Origin of the sequence: Blautia aquisgranensis, assembly GCF_040096615.1 — a bacterium.
Classification (GTDB): Bacteria; Bacillota; Clostridia; order Lachnospirales; family Lachnospiraceae; genus Blautia_A; species Blautia_A aquisgranensis.
Window position 1 is genome coordinate 16,224 of the sequence record NZ_JBBMEJ010000002.1, and the last position, 24,368, is coordinate 40,591.

Here is a 24,368-nt window from a genome sequence, read left to right on the forward strand (position 1 = left end):
GATAGAAAAAGCAGGAGAGAAATCTATGGGAATTTTAATAGAAAATCTTTCGTTTCATTATACAGGGACGCCTGTTCTGGAACAGGTAAATCTGGAAGTGGAGGATGGAGATTATGCCATTCTTACCGGTGAAAACGGAAGTGGGAAAAGTACATTTCTGAAGCTTCTTCTGGGTGAACTGAAAGCGCAGGAGGGAAGCATTACAGTAAATGGAAAAGATATTTCTGCCACCTTCGGAAAGGGAGAGCTGGGGTATGTTCCACAGAACAGTATCAGCAGAAACCAGAATTTTCCGGCCACGGTGGAAGAGATCATGATGACAGGCGTTTATACTTCTTCATGGAGAGAGCGGTTCCGGATAAAGAAGGAAATCCCCCGGCTGAAGGCTGCTCTTGCCGAGATGGAGATGGAGGATTACTGGAAAAGCAGGATTGGAGAGCTTTCCGGCGGGCAGCAGCAGAGGGTCATGCTGGCACGTGCACTGGTGGGAAATCCGAAGATCCTGATCCTGGACGAGCCGACTACAGGAATGGATACCGTTTCTGTGAAGGCACTTGCCAGAGTTCTGAAAAAACGTAATGAAGAACAGGGCCTGACTATTCTTATGGTTACGCATGGAAATTCCAATGAGTTTAAGGGTGCAAACCGGTTTTTCAAAGCGGAAGAAGGGAGAATTGACGAGGTATGAGTATTTTACAATATGGATTTATGCAGAGGGCTTTTCTCGTGGGAATCCTTCTGGCAGTGATCACTCCCTGCATCGGGATCACCATTGTGCTGAAGCGGATGTCCATGATCGGAGATGCGCTTTCTCATTCTTCCCTGGCGGGCGTTGTGCTTGGCCTGATCCTGGGGATCAATCCGGTTGCCGGAGCTGTGGCAGTGTGTATCGTAGCAGCACTTGGAATTGAAGCGATCCGAAAAAAAATCCCCCGGTATTCGGAGGTGGCAATCTCCATCGTCATGTCTGCCGGAATCGGACTGGCCGGTGTGTTATCCGGTTTTGTGGAAAATGGCGCAAGTCTGAACAGCTTTCTTTTTGGAAGTATTGTATCGATCAGCGAGGGAGAGCTGGCACTGGTTGTTGTGATCAGTGTTCTGGTTCTGGGAGCTGTGCTGTTTTTTTACAGAGAGCTTTTTTATATTGGATTCGATGAGAATGCGGCAAGGATCTCAGGTGTTTCCGTAAGAAATATCAATTTTCTGTTTACGATCCTGACAGCGCTGACGGTTTCCATTGCATCACGTACAGTAGGAACCCTGATCGTTTCTTCCATGCTGGTAGTGCCCATTGCATGCGGAATGCAGATGGCAAAAAGCTATAAGGGGACGCTGGTGTGCGGAATTCTGGTAGCTGTATGTACGACAATCGCAGGACTGTTTCTTTCTTATTATGCAGGGCTGAAACCGGGAGGAACGATCGTCCTTCTTGAGGTTGCATGGTTTGTGGTGGTTATGACTGTGAAAAGTTTTAACAAATAAAACACATTTTTCCCACAAAGTCAACACAATTAAAATCTATACTTTGAAGCATCAAAAGGAAACAGAGAAGATTTTTTCCAGGGAGGGACTTAATCATGAACAATAACAGAAAATTAAAAATAAAGAAAATGATGAAGAAAGGTGCAACCATCAGCCTGTGTGCAGTACTTGCAGGCGGTATTGGTGTGGGAGCATATGAGGGTGTAAACTATTTTTCTGGTGCACAGTCCGTACAGGCCGCAACAGACAGCTCCGAGAAACTTACGCTTATGAAATCCGAGAAGAAATCTGAGGATACAGAAGAAGCGGATACAAAATCCTCTGACACAAAGGGCAGCCTGGATGTATCCGATGTTGCTGAGGAGGCAATGCCTTCCGTAGTTGCGATCACAACAAAATCCGTTCAGGAGGTTCAGAATTACTACAGCATGTTCGGTTCCCAGTATGCACCGAGCCAGGAGCAGGAGGTACAGGGAAGTGGTTCCGGTATTATTATCGGAAAAACAAACTCCGAGCTTCTGATCGCAACAAACTATCATGTTGTTGACGGAGCAGATACATTATCTGTTGCTTTTGCTGACGGCAGTGCGTATGAGGCAACTGTAAAAGGTTTCGATGAGAATGAAGATCTGGCAGTTGTATCTGTTGCAACAAAGGATGTTTCTGATGACACGATGGATGCGATCGCTGTTGCAAAGATCGGCAGCTCCGATGATCTGAAGATCGGTGAGCAGGTTGTTGCAATCGGTAATGCACTTGGTTATGGACAGTCAGTTACAACTGGTATCGTCAGTGCCAAAAACCGTAAGATCGATTCCTCAGGACAGGTAGAATCCGGTGATTCCACAGATAACAGCAGTAGCCTGAATAAAGGTGTCAACCTGATCCAGACCGATGCAGCGATCAACCCTGGTAACAGTGGTGGTGCTCTTCTGAATATGGATGGCGAGGTCGTAGGTATCAACTCTTCCAAGCTTGCATCCACAGAGGTTGAGGGTATGGGCTATTCCATTGCCATCTCCGATGTTGCAGATTCTCTTGAAAATATGATGAACGCAAAGGCAAGAGATAAGGTTGATAATCATGGTATTCTTGGAATCACAGGTAGTACAGTCAGTGATGAGGCTGCTCAGATCTACGGCATCCCACAGGGTGTATTCGTATCCCAGGTAACAGAGGATGGTCCTGCCGATAAGGCCGGTATCACCAAAAACATGGTCATCACAGAGTTTGATGGAAAGACCATCACAAGTATCGATCAGCTGGTAGAGCTGCTTCAGTACTATGAGCCGAAGGAAAAGATCGATGTAGTTGTTGCCGTTCAGGATGGCAATGAATATAAAGAGAAAACTGTGACTGTAAAACTTGGTAAGGATGACAGCTCTGATAAGAGCAGCTCAGATGAGAGCTCTGCCCAGGATGAGCAGAACTCAGATTCTCAGGACGGTTCTGAGCAGGATGAAGAGAATGCTTTTGCAAATGATGGAGAAGCAAGCCTGTTCAGAGATTTTGAGCAGAATGGTCTGAACGACTGATACGAAGGAGCTCCCAGCGAGAGGTTACATTTGTCTTGCGGAAAATATTCTGCAGATGCTTCTGCAGGGTATTTTCCCGGATATCAAGAGAGGCAGCGATCTCGTCGTTATTGCGGAACTGGAAAACCTGTTCTGAGATCTGCAGCTCTCTGTTTGTAAGATGAAATTCGTTTTTCAGCCAGGAAAGAAGCTCTGAAAGATCGGTGGCTTCTGGCTGTCGGTGGAGTATCTGATACAGGACCGTATTCAGATGCATACCAAGAGCCTGAAGGAAAAACATATCGTCGTTTGTGAACGGGCCGTCTTTTTCGGTGCGGAAAAGCGTAAGAATGCCGAGAAGCTCCTGTTTGCAGACAATGGCATACTGCATGGAATCAAAGATCTGGAACTTACGGTAGCAGTGAACATATAATGGAGAATTCAGACGCTGCTGGTCCTCCAGGAGATCGCTTTCCCGGACGAGGCGCGGTTCTCTGGAATGAAGAAGCCACAGAAGATGATCTTCGTCAGCAACTTTCATATATTCGTTTTCTGCTTCACAGAAGGAGTCCGGAATACACACAGGACTGGTAAGGCGGATGGTGTCGGGCTCTGCGGTGGTATCCCGAAGAAGAATGCTTGCATAGCTGTAGGGAATCACCATTTTCAGACGGAGAAGAAATTTGGCTTTGATCTCGTTTAAGCTGGTGCAGGAATAGAGATCATAGATCAGATCGTTTATCATAAGAAAGCTGTTTTTTTCCATAGAGATACTCCTTTTTCTCAGAGAATGCGTTTTATGTTGCGTTCAGTATACTATGCGATATACTTAAAATCAAGTATATATACTTGAAAAAAATTAATCCACTCCTGAAATTAAGCATTGTATAAAAAACAGAAAAAGAATAGTATATCAGTATCAAAAAAAGAAAATACGAAGCATACAACGGTGTATTTATTGCGGGAACGCAGTGAATACGCCGTTTTTTGTTTCAGATTTTTTCTAAAAAAAACTGCGGGCAGCAGATTTATGCGAAGGGGCATATCCGTTAAACGGGTATGTCCCTTTTGCTTTCGCAGAGAGAAAGGGGAGAAAAAAATGAACACAGGTTTGATAGCGATCTTAATTCTTCTGGTCATCATTGTAGGTGCGATCGCAACCAGAAGATGTGTGGAATTTCTGATCGGAGGATCACTTCTGGCGGCGATATTTATGTATGGAAAGGATTTTCTGCCGCAATGGTGTACACTGATCCAGGATGTGCTTGCTGAGAACGTATGGATCGTTCTTGTATGTGGACTGTTCGGCAGTCTGATCGCACTTCTTCAGGAATCAAAAGGAACCTTCGGTTTTCAGAAGCTGGTTTCGAAATTCTGTAATACGGAAAGGAAAACACTTCTCACCACATTTGTTATGGGTATTCTCATTTTTGTGGATGATTATCTGAACGTGCTTTCCATTGGTGTGTGCATGAAGGGCGTCTGCGACAAACGTAAGATCCCGAGAGAGGCACTAGCGTATATGCTGGATGCAACAGGTGCTCCGGTATGCGTGCTTCTTCCGTTTTCCACATGGGCTGTTTTTTATGCGAGTCTTTTTATTGATCAGGCAAGCGTAAAGGCACTGGGATTCAAAACCGGAATTCAGGCCTACATACGTGCGATCCCGTATTGCTTTTATCCGATCTTGACGATCGCGATCGTATTTCTCTTTGCACTTGGTGTCATGCCAAAGCTTGGTGCCATGAAAAAAGCTTATAAGCGTGTGGAGGAGACAGGAAAGGTCTACAGCGATGCCAGCAGAAAATACAATCATGACGACAGAAAAGGTTATGAGGAGGATGGAAACATCTGGAACTTCATTCTTCCCATGGGTGTGCTGGTAGCGATCGCCATTGCCACAAGCAATCTGCTTCTGGCAGTTGTAGTTTCCCTGATCGTATGTTTCGTGCTTTATGTACCGCAGAAGGTCGTTGCACTGGATGATTTCTTTAACCTGATCGTAAGAGGCTTTGCGGATATGCTTCCGATCCTGATCCTTCTTGTTATTGCCTTTGTTCTTCAGAAAGTAACAGAAGGAATGGGAATGACAGATTTCATCATTTCAGTTGCAAAACCGCTTCTGTGGGGTCCGGTGTTCCCGGCAATCGCTTTTGTACTGGTAGCAGCACTTACCTTTACGACCGGTTCTCTCTGGGGTATGAGTGCAGTTGTCGCACCGATCGTATTTCCGCTTGGTGCAGCCATCAGCGCAAACCCGATCCTGATTATGGCAGCGATCATTTCCGGCGGTGCATTCGGAAGCCATGCCTGCTTCTATACAGATGCAACGCTTCTTTCCTCACAGAGTGCAGGAATCGACAATATGGAGCATGCGCTGACACAGCTTCCATACGTTATCATTGCAAGTGTTCTTTCTGTTGTGGGATTTATGATCTGCGGATTTGTGATGTAGGAGGATGGGTCTATGGGAAAATTTATTCTAAGAAGCAGAAATGTTTTTACAGGGCTTGAAGATTTCCCGGTACCGGCTGCGATCGCAGTGGAGGATAAAAAGATTCAGGCACTTCTTCCATGGGACTATCACAGAAATAAAGACTATGCAGAATGGCCGCTTTATGATTACGGTGAAAAAATGATCATGTCCTCGTTTCTGGACGCGCATACACATCTTTTTTCCGGAGCGGTTGGCGGCAGCAGATATGTCTGCTCTGATCTGGGAAAAGGACGCTCCCAGGCGGAATGTGTGCAGATCATAAAAGAATTCGCTGATGCACATCCAGATTACAAAAGGATCCGGGGATCCGGCTGGTTTATCACCAACTGGGGCGATGAGCCGCTTCCGGATAAAAAACTTCTGGATGAAGCTATTCCGGACAGGCCGGTGTATCTCTGGTGTGCGGACTGCCACAGCATGTGGCTGAACTCCCGGGCACTGGAGGAGGCAGGGATCGATCCGGACAAAGAAATGGAAAACGGTGTTAATGTAAAGTTCGAAAACGGAGAGCTCAGCGGTCTTCTTCTGGAGCCCGCAGCCTGTGCACCGGCACAGGAAAAATACATGGAGTTTTCGGAAGCGGAAATGCTGGAAATCCACAGAGATTTTCAGAATACACTGGCAGATTACGGAATCGCAGCTGCAAGCGAAATGTTTGCGGATGATTATACAGAAGACACGAAGAAGAAATACGATATCCTGAAAAGGCTGGATGAAGAAGAGGGGCTGAAGGCTCAGATCTTTTCTTATATGAAGCTGTTTGGATATACGGATTTTTCGAAATGCTTTGAATTTCAGAAATATTTTGATTCCCCGCATTTTCATATTGCGGGGGTAAAAGGATTTATCGATGGTGTGACGGAAACCTATACAGGACTTCTCCTGGAGCCGTACACAGATAAGCCGGAAACCTGCGGCGAGGGACTTCCGCTCTGGCCGGAGAAAAAAATGCAGGAGGAGATCGTCGCGGCAAACAAAGCCGGAATCCAGGTAAGGCTTCACTGTATTGCCGACGGATCGGTGCGGATGGCACTGAATCTTTTTGAAAAATCGGCAGAGGTGAACGGGGAACACGGACTTCGAAACACGATCGAGCATATTGAAAATATTCATCCCGATGATCTGAACCGATTTCAGGAACTGGATGTGATCCCGTCAGTTCAGCCTTATCATGTGACACTGGCAGCTAATGGAAAGGTGAACCAGATCGGGGAAAAAAGGGCAAGACTTCAGTGGCCGTTCCGGACATTGCTGGAACATGGCGGGGCACTTGCTCTGGGAACGGATTATCCGGTTGTTACTATAGATCCTTTTACAACGATCTACGCAGCAGTTACCCGGAAGGATGATGATGGAAAACTTACATCAACAAATCCATGGGAAAAGATCTCCATGGAGGATACGTTAAAGGCTTATACGATCGGCGCAGCCCGTGTTTACCACACAGAGGATTCCATGGGAACGCTGGAGCCGGGAAAGATGGCGGATATCATTGTTCTCAGCGGAAATCTTTTTGATGTAAATGAAGAAGAAATCCGGGGGATGAAAGTGGAATCCAATTATTTTGAAGGTAAGAAGATACGATGAATCACAGTGCATGAAGGTTTGATTTAATGATCCGGAAAAAAGGAGGACACGCTTATGGAGCTTCAGAAAATGTTTATTGACGGTGAATGGGTGGAAGGAAGTACAGGAAAAACAGTTCCAACATTGAATCCTGCAAATGGTGAAGTTCTTGCCATGGTAGCAGAGGGAAATGTGGAGGATGTAGATAAAGCGATCGCGGCAGCGAAGAGATCTTTTTATGTGACAAGGGAATGGCGCGACATGGATTCCCAGACAAGGGCGGATATTCTTCTGAAGATCGCAGATGCCATTGATGCGGAAAAAGAGGATTTTGCGAAGCTGGACTGCATGGATCATGGAAAGCCGTTAAGAGAGGCTGAGGCAGATGTGGATGATGCCATCCACTGTTTCCGTTATTATGCCGGACTCTTAAAAATGCCGCAGGGCGGAGTTTACGAAGTAAATGAAGGCTTTGGAAAAATGCACTCTTATACCGTTCATGAGCCGGTCGGTGTGTGCGGACTGATCACACCATGGAACTATCCGCTGCTTATGGGTGTCTGGAAGCTGGCTCCTGCGTTGGCAGCCGGAAACAGCGTGGTATTTAAACCAAGCTCCAACTGCGTGCTTTCCTGTGTGAAGCTGTTCGGAATTTTTGAAAAGATCGGAATGCCGAAGGGAAGTGTAAACCTGATCCTTGGCCCTGGCGGAATCACAGGAAACCGTATTGCAGAGAGCAAGGATGTGGATATGGTTACGTTTACCGGAAGTACAGAGGTAGGACAGAGCATCATGCGTGCGGCAGCAGGCAATGTGAAAAAGATCGGACTTGAGCTTGGCGGAAAATCTCCGAATGTGATCTTTGCGGATGCGGATCTGGATGGTGCAGTGGAATGGGCTATGATCGGAATTTTTCTGAATCAGGGCGAGGTGTGCTCCGCAGGTTCCAGAATCATCATCGAGGAGAGCATTAAGGATGAATTCGTGAAACGTCTTGTGAAAAAAGCAAATGCGATCACCATCGGAAACCCTCTGGAGAATCCGGATATGGGTCCGCTGGTATCGGAAAGCCATATGAATAAAGTTCTCGGATATATCAAAAAAGGTGTTGAGGAAGGCGCGACTCTTGTGTGCGGCGGCGAACGTTACACAGAGGGCGAGTGCGCGAAAGGTTTTTATGTAAGGCCGACAGTTTTTGATAACTGTACTTCGGATATGACGATCGTAAGAGAAGAAATCTTCGGACCGGTGGTTACGATCCAGACCTTTAAAACAGAGCAGGAAGCTATTGACATGGCAAACGATACGGAGTATGGTCTGGCTGGCGCGGTATTTACCGGTGATGGTTCCAGGGCACTCCGTGTGATCAAAGAGATCCGCGCCGGAATTACCTGGATCAACTGCTACAATCCTGCATTTAATGAAGCTCCGTGGGGTGGCTACAAGAAATCAGGAATCGGACGCGACCTGGGTGTTCAGGGACTTGAGGAATATCAGGAGATCAAACAGATCAACATTAACCTCAATCCGGGAATCGTCGGATGGTATGAGCATTGAGGAGGAATACCAGATGGGAAAAAGTAAATATGTAGTTACGATCACCAGACAGTTCGGAAGCATGGGACGTCCTATTGCAAAAAAAATGGCCGAGAAGCTGGGAATTGAATATTATGACAGAGATATTGTGGATCAGGCCGCGAAGAAATTGAATCTTCCGGTTTCTGTAGTGGATGAAGTAGAGGAAACGGCGAAAAAGGTCAAGGTGAGTCCTTTTGCAAGAATGATGTTTCCTCTAGGAAAAGGAACGAACAATACACAGGATAAGATCTTTGAGGCACAGCAGAATATCATTAAATTCCTGGCAGAAAAAGAGACCTGTGTTATCGTCGGAAGATGTGCGGATTTTACGCTTGAGGAAATGGAAAATGCCATGCATATTTATATTTATGCGCCGTATGAAGTGCGAGTGGAGCATTGCGTAAAGGATCTGAACATTGAGATCGAGGAAGCAAGAAAAATGATCGTGGCTGTTGATGAGGCGCGTGATTCTTATCATATGCAGTATGCCGGATATCATCCGGATGACAAGAATCATAAGAGTATTCTTGTGGACAGCAGCTTCCTTGATGTGGAAGGTACAGCGGATTTTCTGGTGGATGCTGTGAAGAGAAAATTTCAGCTGTAGAGTAAAAAGAAGCGTTCTGCCGGAAGAACAAACGGCAGAGGCTTGTTGTAAAAAAGAACAGAAGGGACAGATGGATCATGCGGAAGGTGACAGTAGCAGCGACGCAGATGGCGTGTAGCTGGGACAGAGAGGCAACACTTGCGAAGGCAGAAAAACTGGTACGGGAGGCAGCTGCGAAGGGTGCGAATATCATTCTTTTACAGGAGCTTTTTGAAACGCCGTATTTCTGCCAGAGACATGATTTTGAATATATGGAGCTTGCCACAACGCTGGAGGAGAATCCGGCTGTGAAACGTTTTCAGGAGGTGGCAAAAGAGCTGGATGTGGTGATTCCGGTGAGCTTTTTTGAGAGAGCCGGAAATGCTGCTTTTAACTCTATTGCGATCATTGATGCGGATGGTACGGTTCTGGGAAAATACAGAAAGACGCATATTCCGGATGGAATGCCTTATGCGGAGAAATTTTTCTTTACTCCGGGTGATACGGGATTTAAGGTCTGGAAAACAAAGTATGGTACCATCGGTGTGGGTATCTGCTGGGATCAGTGGTTCCCGGAAGCTGCCAGATGTATGGCGCTTCTTGGCGCGGAGATTCTTTTTTATCCGACTGCGATCGGCAGTGAGCCGGTTCTTCAGACGGATTCAAAACCGCACTGGCAGAGATGTATGCAGGGACATGCGGCGGCAAATATCATGCCTGTGATCGCTTCCAACCGAATTGGCCATGAGGTACAGAAGGATTCTGAGATGACTTTTTATGGTTCTTCTTTTATTGCGGATGAGACCGGCGGACTGGTGGCTGAGGCTGACCGTGAGACGGAGGGCGTGATCACGGCGGAGTTTGATCTGGATGCAATCGCTCAGAAGAGACGTGAGTGGGGCGTTTTCCGTGACAGAAGACCGGAGATGTATGGTACGTTGCTGACGCATGGATGTTAGATTTATTAGGATTAAGATACTGGAGGATGAAAAATGCAGGAACTGATGATCAGGCCGACAATCTACAGTTTTGATAACTGTCGGCAGTTTGCAGAGGAATTTAAACTTGGCGAGGGGGATCTTTTGTTTACCAACCGCCGGATTTTTAAGAAGGATTTTGAGCCGCTGGGGTTGAAGTGTGATGTGATTTTCCGTGAGGATTACGGAAAGGGTGAGCCTACGGATGTGATGGCGGATGCGATCTGGAAGGACGTTCCGAAGGATGCGAAGCGGGTTGTTTCTGTGGGTGGTGGAAGTATTCTGGATCTTTCCAAGCTGTTTGCACTGGAGAATGTTTCTCCGGTTACGGATCTTTATGATGGGAAGATTCCGGTTGTAAAAAACAAGGAGCTGGTGCTGGTTCCGACTACCTGTGGTACGGGTTCTGAGGTGACGAATATTTCGATTCTTGCGCTTACGACGAAGGGGACGAAGAAGGGACTGGCTGTGGATGAGCTTTATGCGGATGCGGCGGTTCTGATCCCGGAGCTTCTGGAGGATCTGCCGTTTCAGTTTTTTGCAACGAGTTCTATTGATGCGCTGGTTCATTCTGTGGAGTCCAGTCTTTCTCCGAAGGGGAATGAGACGACGCGGCTGTTTGGGTATAAGGCGATTGAGATGATCCTGAAGGGGTATATGGAGATCCGGGATCATGGTCAGGAGGCGAGGGTTCCGCTTCTGAAGGATTTTCTGATGGCTGCGAATTATGCGGGTATTGCGTTTGGTAATGCTGGATGTGCGGCTGTTCATGCGTTGAGTTATCCGCTTGGTGCGAAGTATCATGTGGCGCATGGGGAGTCGAATTATGCGATGTTTACGGGTGTGCTTAAGAATTATATGGAGATTAAGTGTGATGGTGAGATCGCGCGGCTGAATGCGTTTATGGCGGCGATTCTTGGGTGCGAGGTGGATGTTGTTTATGATGAGCTGGAGAGGCTTCTGAATGTGATGATTCCGAAGAAGGCGCTGCATGAGTATGGGGTGTCTGAGGAGGAGCTGGATGAATTTACGGATTCTGTGATGGAGAATCAGGGGAGATTGATGGCGAATAATTTTGTGGAGCTGGATCGGGAGCGGGTTTATAAGATTTATAGGGAGTGTTTCTGAGGTTCAGTGGAGCGTTTGGTGCGAACGGGTCGGTGTTTTTGCCGGCTCGTTTTTTTTGTGTAGGGTTTCGGGGAAGGGGACGCCCGGGAGGCGTGTGCGCCCTGTCACTGGGGCTTCGTCGGGGGCTAGCTTCTAGGCTGCCGGGATTCTGCTAAAAGCGTTTTCCAAAAAGCCGAACTCGCTCCGGATGTCGCTCAGACAGCGGCTTTTTGAAAAACAACGCAGATTCCCGCCAGCCAAGAATCAGCTCCCCTCCTGCAGAGTCCAGTGACAGGGCGCACACGCCTCACGGGCTGGCTTTCCCGAGTGGTTGGGGTGTGTGGTCTGGTGGGAGTTGGATGGGCCATCAGCGCTTCGCTGGATGGCTGGGAGGAAAGGCTGAGTTTGATGGTGTCTGACGGGAGGTTGTGCGTCGGCGCTGCGCTGGACACCTTGTTATACGGAGAAGCGTTTGATCAGGGTGGTGGAGACTTCTATTTTTACGGAGTGGGGGACGGGGCTTTTTATTTCTCGGATGAGTTGGGCGGCGGCTGTCTGGCCCATGAATTTTCGGGGGACGTCGACGGTGGTGATGGAGGGGTCTATGATGCGGCCTTCGGAGATGTTGTCGAAACCTGCGATGGCGATGTCTTCGGGGATTTTGTAGCCGCGGAGTTTTAGGGCTTTGATGGCGCCGATGGCGATGAGGTCGTTGTCTGCGAAGTAGGAACCGGCGAGGGGTGAGCCGCTGTCTATGATCTCCAGCATGTCGGAGAATGCGCCTTCAATAGATGGGGAGAGTTCGTGGATGATGGATTTGGCGGTGGACATGCCGTGTTCGCGGACTGCCCGCTGGAAGCCGTGGCGGCGTTCGCGAAAGTTTGTGATCTTGTAGGAGGAGGAGAGGTGTCCTGGCTGGCGGCCGCAGCGGTCAATGAGGTAGCTGGTAGCGAGATAAGCGCCCTGGGCGTTATTGCTGAGTATGCAGCTGCAGTCTGCGGAATCGAAATAGGAATCCAGGAGGACTACTGGGACGGACAGCTGGAGAAATTCATGGCATACGGAAGCGGAGACTTCGGTTCCCAGAAGGATGACGCCTGCACATTGGGAGATGCGGAGTTCTTCGATGTATTTCTGAAGTTCGTCGGCTTTTTCGTAGAGCTGGAAGGTTTTCAGGTGATAGCCGTTTTTGCGGCATTCCTGTTCGATTCCTTCGGTGAGCTCGGAGAAGATTGGGGTATAATTTAAGATGGCGTTGTGAGCGCGGCAGATGATACAGTAGATGTCGCCGGTCACATTTTTTTTCATGGAAAGTCGGCTGAAATCGTAGCCGGCTTTTTCTGCTTCCCGGATAACGAGGGCTCTTGTTTCGGTGCTGACTCCGGGTTTTCCGTTCAAGGCCATGGAGACGGCTGTGGCAGAGAGATTTAATCTGGCGGCGAGTTCTTTTGCTGTGATTCCCATGAGTGTTTTCCTCCGATCTTTACTGGATAATTGTGTTTATATATGAAGTGGTGTAATAAAAAAAGTGGCATTTGTGGTTGCTATATGAATTTCCTGAACTGTTTTAATTATAGGATGTTTTCCCCCTACTTACAACAATAAAGTAAAAAATAAAGTAGAAATCACTTTATTTTTTGTAGAAATAAAGTGCATATCAAGATATTATACAGATAACAAAGATAGAACATAAAAACGAATCACATATAAACAAGTAAACAGGATTCATGAAAGGAGTTCAAAAATGGATAAGATCAAAATTGGTTATGCACCAACCAGAAGAAGTATTTTCAGCGCACCGGATGCAGTGAAATATCGTGGACTTACTGCTAAGAGACTTGAGGAGCTTGGTGTTGATTTCGTAGATATCACAGATATCAACGATGAGGGGCTTCTCTACAATGACGAGGGTCTTGAGAAGATCATCGCTAAATTCAAAAAAGAGAAAGTTGACGGACTTTTCCTTCCACACTGCAACTTTGGTACAGAGTATGAGTGTGCAAGACTTGCAAAAGCTCTTGATGTTCCGGTTCTTCTCTGGGGACCTCTGGATGAGAGACCTGAGCCGGATGGAACAAGACTTCGTGATACACAGTGCGGACTTTTTGCAACAGGTAAGGTTTTAAGAAGATTCCGTGTTCCGTTTACATACATGACAAACTGCAGACTGAATGATCCGGTATTTGAAAGAGGAATCAAAGATTTCCTTGCTGTCTGTAATGTAGTTAAAACATTCAAGAATATCCGCATCCTTCAGATTTCCACAAGACCGTTCGACTTCTGGACAACTATGTGCAACGAGGGTGAGCTTCTTGAGAAATTCAACATCCAGCTTGCACCGATCCCGATGCCGGAGCTTACTGATGAGGTAAAGAAAGCGAAAGCTGAGCAGACAGAGGTTCAGGAAGTTATGCAGTACTGCCGTGACAACATGGAGATCTGCATCAAAGAGGATGAGCTTGAGAACGTAGCTGCTCTTAAGGTTGCCATGAAACATCTGGCTGAGAAATATGGCTGCAAGGCAATCGCAATTCAGTGCTGGAACCAGCTTCAGAGCGAGCTTGGAATCATGCCATGTGCAGCAAACTCCTTGTTAAATGATGAGGGAATCCCGACTGTATGTGAGACAGATATCCACGGTGCGATCACAGCACTTATGGTAGAGGCAGCAGGTATGGGCGAGACAAGAAGCTTCTTCGCAGACTGGACGATCCGCCATCCTGACGTAGAGAACGGCGAGCTTCTTCAGCACTGCGGACCATGGCCGATCTCCATCGCAAAAGAAACTCCGAAGCTTACTTACCCGCTGGCATTCGAGCATCCGGGAAGCATCACAGCTGAGGCAAAACACGGCGACGTTTCCCTGGTTCGTTTTGACGGAGATAACGGAGAGTATTCTCTTCTTCTTGGAAATGCAAAAGGTATCGACGGCCCGAAGGGTATGGGAACTTATCTCTGGGTTGAGGTTGAGAACATCAAACGCCTTGAGGCTAAACTGGTTGAGGGACCATACATCCATCACTGTGTCGGTATCCACAAGAATGTTGTTCCGGTACTTTACGAGGCATGCAAATATATCGGCGTAAAACCGGATCTCTATGACCCGATCGAGGAAGATGTGAAGGCTTATCTTCGCGGAGAATGATAAATAAAAAAAGCAGCGGCACGTTTTTCCGGAAGGGAAGCGTGCCGGGAGCTGCGAAGTCAATATAGAATCGAAAAAAGAAAGGACAGGAATCAGCATGGATTTTAGAGAATTAAGCAAACTTGCGTATGATCTCAGAAAAGACACAGTAGATATGATCGTTGCCGGTAAGGGCGGACATATCGGTGGTGATATGAGCGTTATGGAGACTCTGGTTACACTGTATTTTGATCAGATGAATATTTCCCCGGAGAATATGAATGATCCGGACAGAGACCTTTTCGTTATGAGTAAAGGACATTCTGTAGAAGCTTACTATGCAGTACTTGCAAAGAAGGGCTTCCTTGATATTAAAGAAGTAAACGAGAAATTCAGCAAATTTGGATCACAGTATATCGGACATCCGAACAACAAGCTTCCGGGAATTGAGATGAACTCAGGTTCTCTTGGACATGGCCTTCCGGTTTGTGTAGGTATGGCTCTTGCAGGAAAGATGAACAAGAAAGATTACCGTGTATACACAGTAATGGGTGACGGTGAGCTTGCAGAGGGTTCTGTATGGGAAGCAGCTATGGCAGGACACCAGTATAAACTGGATAACCTGTGTGCAGTTGTTGACCGTAACAGACTTCAGATCTCCGGAAATACAGAGGACGTTATGGGACATGACGACCTTCACGAGAGATTTAAGAGCTTCGGATGGCATGTAGTTGATGTTGCTGACGGAAACAGCATTGAGCAGCTTCACGCAGCATTCGAGGAAGCAAAACAGACAAAAGGACAGCCGACTGTTCTGATCGCAAATACAGTTAAGGGTAAAGGTTCTGCAGTTATGGAGAACAAGGCTGCATGGCATCATCATGTACCAAGCCAGGAAGAGTATGACCAGATCATGAAAGATTTTGAAGAGAGAAAGGAGCAGCTGTAATTATGAATAAGATTCCAAACCGTAAAGCAATTTGTGACGTACTTTTAAAAGAAGCGGAAACCGATAAAGATATCGTTGTTCTTTGCAGTGACTCCAGAGGATCTGCATCTCTGGCACCTTTTGCAGACGCATATCCGGAGCAGTTCGTTGAGATGGGAATCGCTGAGCAGGATCTTGTCAGCGTATCTGCAGGTCTTGCACACTGTGGCAAAAAAGCTTTCGCAGCTTCTCCTGCATGCTTCCTTACTACAAGAAGCTATGAGCAGTGCAAGATCGATGTTGCATACTCCAACACAAATGTAAAACTTATCGGAATCAGTGGCGGAGTCAGCTACGGTGCTCTTGGAATGAGCCACCATTCCGCACAGGATATCGCTGCTATGTCTGCAATTCCGAACATGAGAGTTTACCTTCCAAGTGACCGTTTCCAGACAACAAAACTGGTTGAGGCACTTCTGAAAGATGAGAAACCGGCATACATCCGTGTAGGTAGAAACCCGGTTGAGGATATTTATACAGAGGATAACTGCCCGTTTGAGATGGACAAGGCAACTGTTCTTACAGAGGGAACAGACGCAGCGATCATCGCATGTGGTGAGATGGTTCGTCCGGCACTTGAGGCTGCAAAACTCCTCGAGAAAGACGGAATCCACGCAACTGTTGTTGATATGTACTGCGTAAAACCTCTTGACAAAGAAGCAATCGTAAAAGCAGCATCCAACGCAAAGGTTGTTGTTACAGCAGAGGAGCATTCTCCATTCGGCGGACTTGGTTCTATGGTAAGCCAGGTTGTTGGCGCTGAGTGCCCACGTAAGGTTGTTAATATCGCACTTCCGGATGCACCGGTAATAACAGGAACTTCCCAGGAGGTATTTGACTATTACGGAATGAATGCAGAGGGAATCGCAAAAACTGTAAAAGACGCGCTGAAATAAGGTGAAAATTATGGAAAAAAAATATGTTCTTGCGGTTGATCAGAGTACCCAGGGAACAAAAGCGATCCTGTTCGATGCGAACGGTGATCTGGTCTGCAGAACAGACCTTCCTCACAGACAGCTGATCAATGAAAAGGGATGGGTTTCCCATGATCTTTCCGAGATCTACAGCAATACGATCCAGGTCGTAAAGAACCTGGTGGAAAAAGCCGGAATCCAGAAAGAAGAGATAGCGTGTCTTGGAATCAGCAATCAGCGAGAGACATCCGCAGCCTGGAGCCGCAACACAGGCGAGCCTCTGGCACCTGCCATTGTATGGCAGTGTTCCAGAGCTTCCGAGATCTGTGAGCGGATCAAGACAAATGTGATGATCGATCCTGACCGTGAACAGAAGAAGAACGGCGGTGTGGCAGAGATCATCCGTCAGAAGACAGGAATGCATCTTTCTCCGTATTTTCCGGCAGCGAAATTCGCATGGCTCCAGGAGAACGTAGAAGAGGTAAAACAGGCGAAGAGAGATAACGATCTCTGCCTGGGAACCATTGATACATGGCTTCTGTTCAAGCTGACAAAAGGCCAGGTTTATGCAACGGATTATTCCAACGCATCCAGAACCCAGCTTTTTAATATTCATGACCTGAAATGGGACAAAGAGATCTGCACATGGTTTGGTATCAATGCAGATATGCTTCCGGAGGTATGTGATTCCAGCATGCAGTACGGAACAACTGATTTTGAAGGATATTTCCAGACTCCGATTCCGATCTGTGGTGTGATCGGAGATTCCCAGGGAGCACTGTTCGGACAGGGCTGCATTGAAAAGGGAATGGTCAAGGCTACATACGGAACAGGTTCTTCTGTTATGATGAACGCAGGAACAGAACCAATCATGTCAGACCTTGGTCTTGTAACTTCTCTTGCATGGGGACTTGACGGAAAAGTCACCTATGTATTGGAAGGAAATATCAACTACACAGGCGCAGTTATCACATGGTTGAAAGATGATATGGGACTGATCACCTCTCCGGGAGAAACACAGGAGATGGCTGATCAGGCAAATAAAAATGATACCACTTATCTGGTTCCGGCATTTTCCGGTCTGGGAGCACCTTACTGGAAATCCGATGCAAAAGCCATTATCTATGGAATGAGCAGAACTACCGGAAAGAAAGAGGTCGTAAAAGCCGCACTGGAATCCATCGCATATCAGATCACCGATATTGTTGAGATGATGAAGGCAGAAGATGGAATGACAGTAAAAGAGCTCTGTGTAGACGGAGGTCCTACAAGAAATCAGTATCTGATGAAGTTCCAGAGTGATATCCTCGGAACAACAGTAAGTCTTCCTAGATGTGAGGAATCCTCAGCATTCGGAGCAGGTCTTATGGCTGGCTTGAGCTGTGGAATCTATAAGATGGAAAGTATTTTTGAGGTGAAGAACCGCAATCAGTTCATTCCGTCTATGAGCGCACAGGAAAGAGATCAGAAATACAGTGGCTGGAAAAACGCTGTAGAAAAAGTTCTTGTATAAAAAAACTGGTCTGATTATAATAAAATAAAAGGCATTTTCATTGTATGAACGACAGCATGGAAATGAAAGAAAGCCGGTCTTTGCCAACAGAAGCAGAGGCCGGCAAAACTTGTATTCAGATATAAAAAAATATCTGGGGGAAAGGAAGGAAAGCCACAGAGGCTTGCCATGGTAAAAGCATGATATATGTCAGTCATCTTCTGCCTGATGACGAAATGAGGGAAATCATTGAGCAGACAGGAGCAGGAATCGAAAGCATTGAATTTTCCATTTCGGATAATCTGGATAATCTGGAAGAATCTATCCGAAATTATCGGAAACGTCTGAAAGATATGAATTGTCCGGGACTGACGCTCCATGGACCATTTATGAATCTTGATCCGGCGGCTTTTGACAGTGAAGTCCGTAAGATCACAGGAATGCGTTTTCATCAGACCTATATTGCGGGGCAGGAACTGGGAGCAAAAAAGATCGTCTATCATACCTGTATGAATCCATATGTTCATTATCTTCAGGGCTGGGCGGAACGTGTGACAGAATTTTTCGGAGAATTCCTGGAAGAACATAAAGGCCTGGAGATCGTAATGGAGAATGTATTTGATCCGCAGATCGAGCCTGTTCTGGATGTCTACAAAATACTTGGGGAAAAATATCCGAACTTTCATTTATGCTTTGATATGGGTCATGCACACTGCTATTCGAAGATACCGGTGTTGGAATGGACAGAAAAACTGGCTCCTTATGTGACACATGTGCATGTTCATGACAACTGCGGTGACAGGGATTCCCATGCGTCCCTCGGAGCAGGAAATATTCCATATAAAAAAGTTCTGGGATTGCTTCCTGAGACAGAGGAAAGAACCTGGACGGTTGAGTGCTGCACAAAAGAAGATGTGTCGCGAACCTTTCATGTATTAAAAAATATTGTTTCCGGGTAACAAAAAGACTCTGATTTCGGCGATGAAAAGGTGTTCATGACTTGACATAAAATTATCGAACTGTTAGAATGATCAATAGAACAACTGCATATTTCAGATAAGGTGAACTGTCGGTTTCAGTTCTTAAAGGAAGATTACAGCGAGAGGTCTGAATCATGTTTCCGCCATATCATCAGCAAGCTCAGTAGATATCGTATATTTACTGATATGGTTTCCGCAGAGGGAATAGATTGTCTGGAATATTCAGCTGAAAATTAAATATAACTAACAAACAGCAGAAACAGTTCTCTCACTTCGGTGGGAGGACTTTTTTTGTGCAAAAAAGGAAAGGAAAAAGGATGAAAAAAACTAAAAAAGGGTATGGAAAAAAAGCTCTGAGTGTGTCGTTGTCGATGGCACTTATGCTTGGTGGAACTGCTCCGATACAGGCAGCAGATATGTTTTCAGACCAGGCCGCAGAAGAAAGTACAGCAGAAGAGCTTTATCCTGCAGACGAAGAAAGTAATGCAGAGGAAAACAGCACAGAAGATATTGTGACAGAAGAGGATGGGGCAGACAGTAGTGAGGATGATTTTTCTGCCGGACAGGAAGAAGAGACAGTAGAGTTTTCTTCAGGAGATGCCACAGAAACAGCAGAAGCTGAAAGTGTGGAGACACAGAGCGATTCTCATGTGATAAATACAGCCGCTGATATTCCTGTTGACGGAATTCCGGCCGGTGAGACTTACGAACTGGCAGCGGATATCACACTGGAAGCAGGACAGCAGATCAGTTCCATCGCTGGTACCCTGGATGGAAAAGGCCATGTGATCACCCTTGCGGATAAACCTCTTGCAGATCAGGTATCCGGAGCGATTCAGAACCTCGGTGTTGCAGGAAGCAGTACACTGAGTTTAAGCGACGGACAGGGAAGTGTGGCAAATACAGTAACGGGAACGATCCAGAACTGTTATTCTACAGCATCTTCTCAGGCTGCAAGCGACTATATGGACACCATCGGCGGATTTGTGGGAAGCCTTCAGGGAACTGTGGCAAACTGTTATTTTGCAGGAAACACCGATATGTTCGGAGGCGGAATCGCGGCTACCAACGGTGGTGCGTATAAGATCAGCCATGCGCTGTGGACTGCCGGAATGTCTACAGTTGGTATGGGAAGAACAGATAACATTTCCGAAGACAGCAAGAAAAAGATGACAGCAGATCAGATCAAAGCCAATGTGGATATCCTGAATACGGATCTTCCGACTACAGGCTTTTACTGGGTACTGCCTTCTGACGGAAGAAATAACGGGCTTCCTGTACTTTCAGAGGGAACACCGGCTCCGGCAGAGGTGAACTGGGATGGACTGAAAGCTTCCATAGAATCTGCGGAAAAGCTTACAGAGTCAGATTATACAGAATCCAGTTGGAAAACAGTTTCCGATGCGCTGGCTAAGGCAAAAGAAATGCTGGAAGCAGGGACTGCTTCTCAGGCAGAAGTAAACGAGGCAGCAAAAAATCTCAGTGATGCCATCAGCGCACTGAAAAAACAGAAACCGGTAACACCGGTAAAAATTCCGGAAGGCGTGACAGTTACCCATATCACTTCCGCAGATCAGATTGGAAATATCTGGGACGGAACAGAGGGACAGTATTATGTTCTGGATAATGATATCACTCTGGATGAAAATTATATGAATTTCTGTGAATTTAACGGTGTTCTGGACGGACAGGGACATACCGTTACGTTTAAAGATTCCCAGGGGCTGTTTAGCAGAGTCGGGGAAAGCGGTGTTGTTCAGAATATTGCTTTTAAGGGAACAATCGGTAATGTCTGGGAAAATACAGGCGTTCTTGGCGGAAGTATCAAAGGCGCAGTTCTGAACTGTTCCGTTGAGATCTCCGGAAGTGATGCCTGCGGTTTTGCAAAGAAATTATCCGGTGGTGTGATCGCAAACAGTATTGCTTTTGGCGAGAGCCCAAGCGGAGCATTATTTGCCCAGTATGAAGATGTAAACGGAGCTGGTCTGGTGAAAAACTGCTACTGGCTTGATACCCTTACCATGCCATCCGTGCCGGAGGGAGTTCTTGTAAATTCCATGTCCAGAGAAGAATCCGAAATGAAAACTCTGGATCTTGTGGAGTTGTTAAACAACGGCCGTGGCGACAGTGGGTCAAAATGGGGACAGAGCAGTGATGGATTCCCATATTTCGGAGAAAACCAGTCCTATAAACCGGACACTGAGGTCTGGCCGGAGCTTCCGGGGGAAAGCAAATATCAGGTAGAGTTTACTTCTTTTGACGGAAGTGAAAAAGAGACTTTGACCGATTCCCGTATTCAGGTTTCTCCTGATCAGGTAAACTCATACCAGATCGCAGGAACTTTCAGCCTGAAAGACTATCAGGCACCGGAGGGAAGTTCCCTGGAGTGGAACTGTACAGAGATGAAACCAGCCGGATGTATGGCGATGAGTTTAAGTGACGGAGAGCTTTTTGTTTATAAAAAAGGAAAGGCCGTTATTACAGCAACACAGATCAACAGCGACGGTTCCAGTGAGATTGTGGCGTATGCTTCCGTGATTGCAACAACGAAAAAAATCGACGCAGTCCGTCTTCTCATTGACGGTCAGGATGTAACAAACGGAAATTATACGGTAGCCGGTTCCGAAACAAAGAAGATTCAGGTACAGGGAAGATATGAGGGAGAAGAAGAATTCAGTGATATGGCTTTCTCCAGTTTCCGTTACAAAGCAGCTGATGAAACCCTGATCAAAAATGAAGAAAGCTACAGCTCTTTCACATTTGTGAAACCGGGAACTTCTTCCATCGCGGTAAGCTCCAAAGCACAGCCGGAAATTTCCGCCACAGTTTCCCTGACATCTACCTATGTGCCGGTAGAATCCATTGTTGTGGGAATGTCCGGACAGCAGGTGATCCACGGAAGAAACGCAAACAGTGACGGCCAGGAAGAGGACGGAAGAGTGGCTTTCAATCCGATTCCGGGAAGTGCGGTAGTGACTCCGGAAAACGCAAGCTTTGCTTCCGACTGGACGATTAAAAGCAGTGATGATACCATTGGATATTACAGCAACGGATCTAAGGTATTTGTTCCCAAGCAGGCCGGAAAAGTAACCTATACAGCAGAAATTAAAGATACAGATCCGGAAACAGGAAAGACCCGTACTGTAACAGGAAGCTCAGAAGTTGAGTATGTATATAAAAATCCGCTGACAGCTGTTTCTTCACCTGTAACAGAAGTTACGGTAAAAGCAGGAGAGAGTCAGGATATTGATCTCAGCTTTGTGGGAGAGCTCTCTGAGCAGGGGTATAACGTGACAGATCCGTCCATGAAATGGACATTTGATAAAAAAGGTGTCGCAGTTATCACAAAGAAAACAAGTGGCTACTGGAAACGTGAGGATGGTGCACCGGATACAAACAGCTACTTTATCGGAACCGATTACAGAATTACAGGAATTGGAGAAGGCACAGTAACAGCAACCGGTACACCGGTGGATCAGACAAATTCTCCGAAACCGGTGACAATTAAGATCACAGTAACAAAAGGTGACGGACAGGATACCGATAATACAAAACTTGCTTCAGAAGGAATCGAAAAGGCAGCGTCATACCTTGCAGATATTCATGAAACAAAAGGCTACAAATATGGAGATGAGTGGGCTGTATATGCACTTGCGCGTAGCGGAAAGACGATCGCACAGGATAAACTGGATGCATATTATAACTCTGTATGCGAGACAGTAAAAACCTGGAGCGCAGACCAGAAACCTACGGATATTGAGCGCGTAGCACTTGCTTTAACTTCCATGGGAAAAGACATCACAAATGTAAATGGTGTTAATCTGGCAGAGATGATATATAATTCACCGAAGCTGAAAAACGGATCCAATGAACTGATCTATGCACTGATTGCACTGGATGCGGCAGATATTCAGATACCTTCCGGTGCAAAATGGAATCGCGGTGCTATTATAGCGGAACTTGCAAAGTTCCAGAATTCAGCAAGTGGAGGAATCGGTCTTTCCGATGCGAGAGGTGGAAGCTCTGATATTACAGCAATGGCTCTTCAGGCACTTTCTGTTTACAGAAATCATAATACAGCAGCAAAAAAAATCTCCGATCAGGCACTTACCTATTTGAAAAATACAATGGGTGATGACTTCGGATATGGAACTTCAGAAAGTACTGCCCAGGTGCTTCTTGCTCTGACATCTATGGGAATTGATCCGTTGAGCGGTGATTTTGGAACTGTAAATATGAATCTGATCACCAATCTGACCGGCTATATTCAGAGTGACAATGGTTTTTCACATTCCATGTCCATGACGAAATCCAGTGAAATGTCTACGGTACAGGCTCTTCAGGCTCTGGATGCGTACAGTCGTTTTGTAAATAAAAAGACAGCTTACTGGGATCTTAAGGATAAAGGAGAGCATACAAAACACAGCTGGAATACAGGTGTGGTTACAAAGCAGTCCACATGTAAGGAAAAAGGAAGTAAAACATTTACCTGTACCTGGTGTGGCGAGAAAAAGACAGAATCTACAGCACTTGCAGATCATAAATGGAGTTCCTGGAAGACAACGAAAGAGGCTACAGTATTTGCTGCAAAACAGATCACAAGAACCTGTTCTGTATGCGGTAAAACAGAAATGAAAAACTCAGGAAGCAAGCTGAAAGCAACGATTAAGCTCAGTACATATGAAATTAAACTGGTTTCAGGAAAGTCCACAGATAAGGTAAAAGTAAGCGGACTGGCAAAAGGAGATTCCGTAAAATCCTGGAAATCAAGTGATACAGCTATTGTGAAAGTAGATAACAAGGGTGTGATCACTGCACAGAAGAAGACAGGAACAGCCTATGTTACCGTAACTCTGGCAAGTCAGACAACAGCAAAAGTAAAAGTAGTTGTGCAGAAGGCAGCACATGTGACTCATAAATGGAGCTCCTGGAAGACAACAAAAGCAGCTACGGTCTTTGCAGCAAAACAGATTACAAGAACCTGTTCTGTATGCGGCAAAAAGGAGACGAAAAGCTCAGGAAGCAAGCTGAAAGCAACAATTAAGCTTAATGCATATGAGATCAGGCTGAATCCGGGAAAATCCACAAACAAAGTGAAAGTAAGCGGACTGGCAAAAGGAGATTCTGTAAAATCCTGGAAATCAGGCAATACAGCTATTGTCAAAGTAAATAACAAAGGTGTGATCACTGCACAGAAAAAGACAGGTACAGCTTATATTACTGTAACACTGGCAAGTAAAAAGACAGCAAAAGTAAAAGTAATCGTACAGAAAGGAACTGTAAGAACAACAGCCATTACAGGCCTGAAATCCAGTATTACTCTGAAAAAAGGAAAAACGGATACATTAAAACCTGTACGTAAACCAATTACTTCTGCTGAGAAGATCACATACACTTCTTCCAATAAAAAAGTTGTTTACGTAAATGCTAAAGGAGTAATTAAAGGACTTAAAAAAGGAACGGCAGTTATTACTGTAAAATCAGGAAAAGCAGTTTATAAATGCAAGGTGACAGTAAAATAAATAATCCGGCTGCGTCAATACAGGATTGCCACGGTAAGAGA

General features: G+C 46.1%; 17 protein-coding genes. 15 read left to right on the top strand and 2 right to left on the bottom strand.

The window, feature by feature from the left end; genetic code table 11:
- Positions 1–25 precede the first annotated feature (25 nt).
- The 3 genes from WMO28_RS02070 (at position 26) to WMO28_RS02080 (ending at position 3,017) form a co-directional block, all read left to right on the top strand.
- Complete coding sequence (locus WMO28_RS02070; protein ID WP_349055920.1) at positions 26–688, top strand: metal ABC transporter ATP-binding protein; 663 nt, start codon at positions 26–28, stop codon at positions 686–688.
- Positions 685–1,482: a metal ABC transporter permease gene (locus WMO28_RS02075; RefSeq protein WP_178642907.1), complete on the top strand. Its 798-nt coding sequence runs from the start codon at positions 685–687 to the stop codon at positions 1,480–1,482. The genes WMO28_RS02070 and WMO28_RS02075 overlap by 4 nt, the downstream gene beginning before the upstream one ends.
- A 95-nt stretch (positions 1,483–1,577) precedes the next feature.
- The gene (locus WMO28_RS02080; RefSeq protein WP_178642905.1) at positions 1,578–3,017 is read left to right on the top strand and encodes a trypsin-like peptidase domain-containing protein; all 1,440 of its coding nucleotides are present in this window, start codon (positions 1,578–1,580) and stop codon (positions 3,015–3,017) included.
- On the opposite strand, the gene WMO28_RS02085 is transcribed toward WMO28_RS02080, so the two are convergent.
- A complete protein-coding gene (locus WMO28_RS02085) occupies positions 2,983–3,762 on the bottom strand; it encodes a LuxR C-terminal-related transcriptional regulator (protein ID WP_178642903.1) in 780 nt (259 codons plus the stop codon). The genes WMO28_RS02080 and WMO28_RS02085 overlap by 35 nt on opposite strands.
- A gap of 333 nt (positions 3,763–4,095) precedes the next feature.
- Between WMO28_RS02085 and WMO28_RS02090 the strand changes: the two genes are divergently transcribed.
- The 6 genes from WMO28_RS02090 (at position 4,096) to WMO28_RS02115 (ending at position 11,328) form a co-directional block, all read left to right on the top strand.
- Positions 4,096–5,451 (top strand): Na+/H+ antiporter NhaC family protein, encoded by a 1,356-nt coding sequence (locus WMO28_RS02090; RefSeq protein ID WP_178642901.1) that lies wholly within the window; start codon positions 4,096–4,098, stop codon positions 5,449–5,451.
- A 12-nt stretch (positions 5,452–5,463) separates the two neighbouring features.
- A complete protein-coding gene (locus tag WMO28_RS02095; RefSeq protein ID WP_178642899.1) occupies positions 5,464–7,080 on the top strand; it encodes an amidohydrolase family protein in 1,617 nt (538 codons plus the stop codon).
- A gap of 54 nt (positions 7,081–7,134) precedes the next feature.
- Entirely contained in the window at positions 7,135–8,616 is a 1,482-nt protein-coding gene (locus WMO28_RS02100; protein ID WP_178642897.1) for an aldehyde dehydrogenase family protein, read from the top strand.
- Positions 8,617–8,629: 13 nt separating this feature from the next.
- Positions 8,630–9,244 carry a cytidylate kinase family protein gene (locus WMO28_RS02105; RefSeq protein ID WP_178642895.1) on the top strand — a complete coding sequence of 205 codons (615 nt, stop codon included), beginning with the start codon at positions 8,630–8,632 and terminating at the stop codon, positions 9,242–9,244.
- A gap of 77 nt (positions 9,245–9,321) precedes the next feature.
- Complete coding sequence (aguB, locus tag WMO28_RS02110; RefSeq protein ID WP_435375667.1) at positions 9,322–10,182, top strand: N-carbamoylputrescine amidase; 861 nt, start codon at positions 9,322–9,324, stop codon at positions 10,180–10,182.
- A 33-nt stretch (positions 10,183–10,215) separates the two neighbouring features.
- The gene (locus WMO28_RS02115; protein ID WP_349055923.1) at positions 10,216–11,328 is read left to right on the top strand and encodes a 4-hydroxybutyrate dehydrogenase; all 1,113 of its coding nucleotides are present in this window, start codon (positions 10,216–10,218) and stop codon (positions 11,326–11,328) included.
- A 435-nt stretch (positions 11,329–11,763) separates the two neighbouring features.
- Here the strand turns inward: WMO28_RS02115 and WMO28_RS02120 are convergent, their stop codons facing one another.
- Positions 11,764–12,771, bottom strand: a complete 1,008-nt coding sequence (locus WMO28_RS02120; protein ID WP_349055924.1) for a LacI family DNA-binding transcriptional regulator — start codon at positions 12,769–12,771, stop codon at positions 11,764–11,766.
- 280 nt (positions 12,772–13,051) lie between these two features.
- Between WMO28_RS02120 and WMO28_RS02125 the strand changes: the two genes are divergently transcribed.
- The 6 genes from WMO28_RS02125 to WMO28_RS02150 all read left to right on the top strand — a co-directional run bounded on the left by WMO28_RS02125 (position 13,052) and on the right by WMO28_RS02150 (position 24,327).
- Entirely contained in the window at positions 13,052–14,452 is a 1,401-nt protein-coding gene (locus tag WMO28_RS02125) for an L-fucose/L-arabinose isomerase family protein (RefSeq protein ID WP_349055925.1), read from the top strand.
- 97 nt (positions 14,453–14,549) lie between these two features.
- Positions 14,550–15,380 (top strand): thiamine pyrophosphate-binding protein, encoded by an 831-nt coding sequence (locus tag WMO28_RS02130; RefSeq protein WP_178642888.1) that lies wholly within the window; start codon positions 14,550–14,552, stop codon positions 15,378–15,380.
- Between the two features lie 2 nt (positions 15,381–15,382).
- Positions 15,383–16,315: a transketolase C-terminal domain-containing protein gene (locus WMO28_RS02135; protein WP_178642886.1), complete on the top strand. Its 933-nt coding sequence runs from the start codon at positions 15,383–15,385 to the stop codon at positions 16,313–16,315.
- 10 nt (positions 16,316–16,325) lie between these two features.
- The gene (locus tag WMO28_RS02140) at positions 16,326–17,846 is read left to right on the top strand and encodes a glycerol kinase GlpK (protein ID WP_178642884.1); all 1,521 of its coding nucleotides are present in this window, start codon (positions 16,326–16,328) and stop codon (positions 17,844–17,846) included.
- 215 nt (positions 17,847–18,061) lie between these two features.
- Positions 18,062–18,784: a sugar phosphate isomerase/epimerase family protein gene (locus WMO28_RS02145; protein WP_349055926.1), complete on the top strand. Its 723-nt coding sequence runs from the start codon at positions 18,062–18,064 to the stop codon at positions 18,782–18,784.
- Between the two features lie 338 nt (positions 18,785–19,122).
- Positions 19,123–24,327: an Ig-like domain-containing protein gene (locus WMO28_RS02150; protein ID WP_349055927.1), complete on the top strand. Its 5,205-nt coding sequence runs from the start codon at positions 19,123–19,125 to the stop codon at positions 24,325–24,327.
- Positions 24,328–24,368 lie beyond the last annotated feature (41 nt).